The sequence below is a fragment of the uncultured Chryseobacterium sp. genome (assembly GCF_913776365.1).
GTDB lineage: Bacteria > Bacteroidota > Bacteroidia > Flavobacteriales > Weeksellaceae > Chryseobacterium.
On the sequence record NZ_CAJYMO010000247.1, the window covers coordinates 1 to 4933 of the forward strand.

Annotated in this window: 3 protein-coding genes; 2 read left to right on the forward strand and 1 reads right to left on the reverse strand. The window is 41.1% G+C overall.

The window, feature by feature from the left end; genetic code table 11:
* Window positions 1–62 precede the first annotated feature (62 nt).
* On the forward strand, window positions 63–1202 hold the full coding sequence (locus QZ735_RS12575; protein ID WP_294248990.1) for a hypothetical protein: 1140 nt from the start codon (window positions 63–65) through the stop codon (window positions 1200–1202).
* Between the two features lie 117 nt (window positions 1203–1319).
* Entirely contained in the window at window positions 1320–2495 is a 1176-nt protein-coding gene (locus tag QZ735_RS12580; RefSeq protein ID WP_294248993.1) for an aminotransferase class V-fold PLP-dependent enzyme, read from the forward strand.
* Window positions 2496–4750: 2255 nt separating this feature from the next.
* On the opposite strand, the gene QZ735_RS12585 is transcribed toward QZ735_RS12580, so the two are convergent.
* The coding region (locus QZ735_RS12585; protein ID WP_294248999.1) for a FeoA family protein at window positions 4751–4933 on the reverse strand (183 nt) is incomplete at its 5' end.

Genomic DNA, 4933 nt, shown 5'->3' on the forward strand with positions numbered 1-4933 from the left:
CAGCATGAAGAGGAAGGTCTCAGAAAAGCACCGCCGCACACCATCTAAAAAAAACAAAACATATGATACAGCCCATCAGACACTTTGCCATTAACTGGGTAGACGGGATGAAAGTTTCCCAGAAGCACCTCAATGAGCAGGACAATTTCTTAATTGACGCCATCAGGGATTCAAGTTCCCTGCAGATCAATAATTATAATTTCGGATTGCTTCCGATTTCCACTGAATTTACCGACCGTACGATCTTTGATGTGCACAATACGGCAACCAATGATGTACAGCTCGTGATCAAGCATTGCAGCGCAGTGACCCTGGCCGGTTACCGCGTAGAGCTGAACGACAGGCGGGTAAGCGTAAAATCACTTGCCCGGTCCATGAATGATGAGCAGGCCGACGGAGAATATTATATCCTGATTTCCGTAAACCCGTTCGATAAAGTTCCGTTCGGGGACATCGATCCGGAGGAGCTGCCACCGAGACATCCTAATACACAGCCCAACCACCATATCGAGCTGCTTCCGGTAACGGCCCTGAACAGCAGCTACTCGGGAGGAAATTACCTGATCATCGGCAAGGTAGACCTGAAAGGCAACATCGCTCAGGTAGATTCCCGTTTTATTCCGCCGTGTACTTCGGTACAGAGCCATCCCGCATTGCTGGATTATTACAATACTTTTGCGAAGTCTGTAGGAAACCTGCAGCAGTATGCTTTCAAGATCATTCAGAAATCTTCACATAAAAATCAGAACACGGCACTGGCCCAGAATGTGAAGTTCCTTTGCAATACCATGATCGATACTTTCGGCGATATGTATTTCCAGTTCAGGAACATTACACCGTACCAGCCGCCTGTATTCCTTATAGAATCCTTTGCAAAACTGGCACTCCGCCTGTACAACGCCACCCAGGTTCTGGTACCTGCCGAATTGGAAGAAATGCTGAACTATAGCCTTGAGTGGAGTGAAATCGCGCCGCATACGCTTCTGAACCAGCTTTCTATTGTGGCGGAAACCAATTATGACCATCATAATTGCGGTGAACCGCTGCTGTACATCCAGCAGATGCTGAAAAGCCTGGAGACCATTTTCTCCAAGCTCAGCGAACTGGATTACATTGGTCAGCGAAAAGAAAATATCATTGTCAATGAACAGGAAGTTTCCAACAACAACAACCCGAAGAGGGGCTGGAGCGTTCTGGATTAATTCAATACATCTAAAGATAACAATCCCGGGATTTTCATTCGGGATTTTTAATTTAATCTACCCGTCATCAGCCGGTTATCCACAGGAAACCAGCTGATGATTTTATCAATTGTGAGTATGGATATAAATACACTGCGGCAGGAAACCCGCGGATTGGAAGACGGGAAAATCTTCCTGAATAATGCCGGCTCATCCCTGATGCCGGACAAGGTGGTTAATGCCGTTACCGGTCATCTGAAGCTGGAAGAACAGGTGGGAGGATACGAGGCAGCCCGCATCAATGCAGCGTTGCTGGAAGAATTTTATGATGAAACGGCAAAGCTGATCAATGCAAAGCCTTCTAATATCGCCTTTGCAACAAGTGCAACGGAAGCTTACGCAAAGGCCTTGTCGAGTATTGTCTTTAAAGAAGGTGAAGTGATTATCACCACTGCCGATGATTATATTTCCAATCAGATCACTTTCCTGTCCCTTCAGAAAAAACTAGGGGTCAGGATTATCAGGATGCGCAATCATCAGGATCTGGAGCTGGATCTTGAAGATCTGGAAAGCCTCATTAAGCAATACCGTCCGAGGCTGGTTGCCGTTACCCATATTCCCACCAATTCAGGACTGATCCAGAATGTGGAAGCGGTAGGAAGAATCTGCCGGGAGTACCATATTCTTTACCTTGTGGATGCCTGCCAATCGGTGGGACAGATGGTGGTGGATGTTGAAAAAATTGGCTGCAGCTTCCTGACGGCCACTGGCAGGAAATTCATGCGGGGACCAAGAGGAACCGGGTTCTTGTATGTGTCCGATGAGGTGCTGGAGATGGATTATGCTCCGCTGCTGCTCGATATGAGAGGAGCCGACTGGACGGAATTCAATGAATATGATTTGTTTAAAACGGCAAAAAGATTTGAACATTGGGAAATATCCTTTGCTTCATTGCTGGGATTTACGGAGGCAGTAAAATATTCAAACCATATCGGGCTACCTTTTATTGAAGCTTACAACAGGGCCTTATCCGTTCGGCTGAGGCAATCTCTTGAAGCCGGCGGTTTCCATGTCTGGGATTGGGGAAATCACCTGAGCAGTATTGTAACCTTCTCCCGTCCTGGCGGACATCTGGATCAGATCCAGAAAGTTTTAAAAGATCATCAGGTTTCCTTTTCAGTAACTCATAAAAATTCGGCCCTGATTGATTTTACCAGGAAAAATATTGACGGGATCGTGAGACTGTCGCCGCATTACTTCAATACACCGGAAGAAATTGAACAGGTTGCCGGAATACTGAAAAATAGTTTTTAAAGAAATGATAATTAAAGACTTACAGTAATTATTTTTGTTTGAGATTAATTAGCTAGGGATTGGATAAGGGGGCTGTATTTTTCAGTGGTGACTGCTTATCCCATGAGGTAGCCTCAGGTAAAAACAGCAGGAGAATCGATAATGTCGACTTCTCTGTGAGTATGGGGAACGATGATCTTACCGCGTGTACCATTTTACCAGGTGAGTGCAGATTTTTATTTTAAACGATACCATATCGTCTGCAAATTTCACTACATAAAAAGTTTTTGCCAGTGAATAATACAGTTAGGGATTGGATCTGCCGGAATTTTATTTCTCACTTGTCAGAATTTACCCAGATTTCTGTTTTGAAATATTCCTGTTAATAATAGACATGCTAATCATGATGAAGTAATCTATTGATTTTTAACATCAGCCAGGGGACGTCAAAAAAATTTAGGATCAGTATATAAGATGGGGAGCAGATGAGATACCATTTTAAAGAAGGTAAATCATATCAAATCCATCCTGCCATTTATGTGTATCTTATAGAGCGGATCCGGATACGATCATGAGTCAAAAAGTAGTACGGAGTCCTTTTTTGCTGCATATCATAAGCCGGAAATTTATTTTATCGAAGCACGCTCGGTAAAAAGTTGTTTTATTACTCTTCAGGAAATGGAGCAGCTCGGGCTTTTATTTCACAGATCACCAGGCGTTGCTATTTTTGATGGCAAGCGATAAATGTTACCAGACGAAGTATAATGATTCAAATACCTTATCCACGGTTAGAGAACACTCATTAAAATTTTAATTGTGTATATAACTAGGGATTAGATAAGGGAATTTTATTATGCCTGTGCATTAATAACTCTTATAGTACCGGGCAATTATTGTAGGAATCAGATCATCCCGGAAAACAGATACTGAAACTAGTATCTTTAATGTAAAATGGATATTCAATAAAATACATAAATTAATAAATAGGTAGGGATTGGAATGGGACTTTTATTTCTACTTACATTTTCCTTTTTTATTCACTTATGACGAAGCAGAGCAGGATAGAGGAGCATAATAGAGTAACAGGGATCATATTCTTTTACGACCAATCTCCTGATTACCACCTTGCCTAGTGGGTCTTATAACTGATTGATTACATACTGAGGTTGGGGCAGCGGTTGGTCGTATCATTAAGCATTTATATAGTAAAAATGTATTGAAAGCTATATCTGTACCTATAAACTGCTTTCCTCACAGATAAAATCAGCCGGAACCCAATACACGTTATGAATCAATCTATGAGGTTCCGCCGAAATCCGGTTGAATGATATAGATAGCTCGATTATTCATGATATCATCTGGATAAAGTATAGCAGGGATTACATATGGGCTTTTTATAGAGTCAGATATTTTTAGATAGTGCTGATATTTTTTCATCAGTCTTATACGACCTTCCTGGAAAAACCAAAATATAGTTATTAGCTAGGGATTGGAAAGGGGATTTTTTTCCGGGACGTAGGCATCCCAGGGAAGTGTTTAGACAGTACGGAAATTTTTTTCATCAGCTTTATGCGATTTTTCTTTCATGTTGAGTAATCAGGAGTTGCTGAATGGCATGTCAGTAACGTTACGGAACAGAAGTCACTGCGGAAGATTTTTCAGGTGGATGATTGATTATCCAGTCCATTGAAATGCATACATCAAAGTTTATGCAGTATAAAATATTTTTTTATTGTTTGGTAATGAAAGGCTAGCTGTATAAAATGAAATAATCAGTGCCTAGTATTCCTTTATAAAAATTTATTGATCATTGTATCAGATATAATGAGCTGCTTTATTCCTGAAAAAACCAGATATATTAATCAGCTAGGGATTGGATAGGGGGATGTTTTAAATCAGTCAGACATTCCAAGGAAGTGTTTAGACAGGACAGGAGTTTTTTTATCAGCTTCATGCAATTTTTCTTGTACAGCAGGTAAATAGGAGTTCTGAATTGTTCGTCTGTGCAGATCCTGGATTGGAGTCTATATAAGACTGATTTTCCAGCTGAATCACGGTCAGCCTTTACAATGGGTCTGTAATATTTGTAAACTAATAAACAATAAAGGTATGGTAGGTGTAAATAGGGCAGAATTAACTGAACGCATGGAAGATCAGATCAGATGGTGCAAAAATCATCAGGATCAGCAGGTCCATGTCTTTGAGGCCTTTTATCAACGCTTTAAAAATTTAAATCTTACAGCACATTAGCAAAACAGATGATAGTGGATTAGGGATCAGGCTTTTACCAGTATTTTATCGGTTGCTTTTCTGCTCAGAATTTCCTGTTTGCCTTCAATCTCAACGGTCATCGACTTATCAAAGCTTTCAATTTTAATGACCCGGATTTCTTTGTTCAATAAAAGGTTCCTTTCCGTAAGATAATTCAGGAAGGCATCGTCGGACAGGGTAACTGAAGC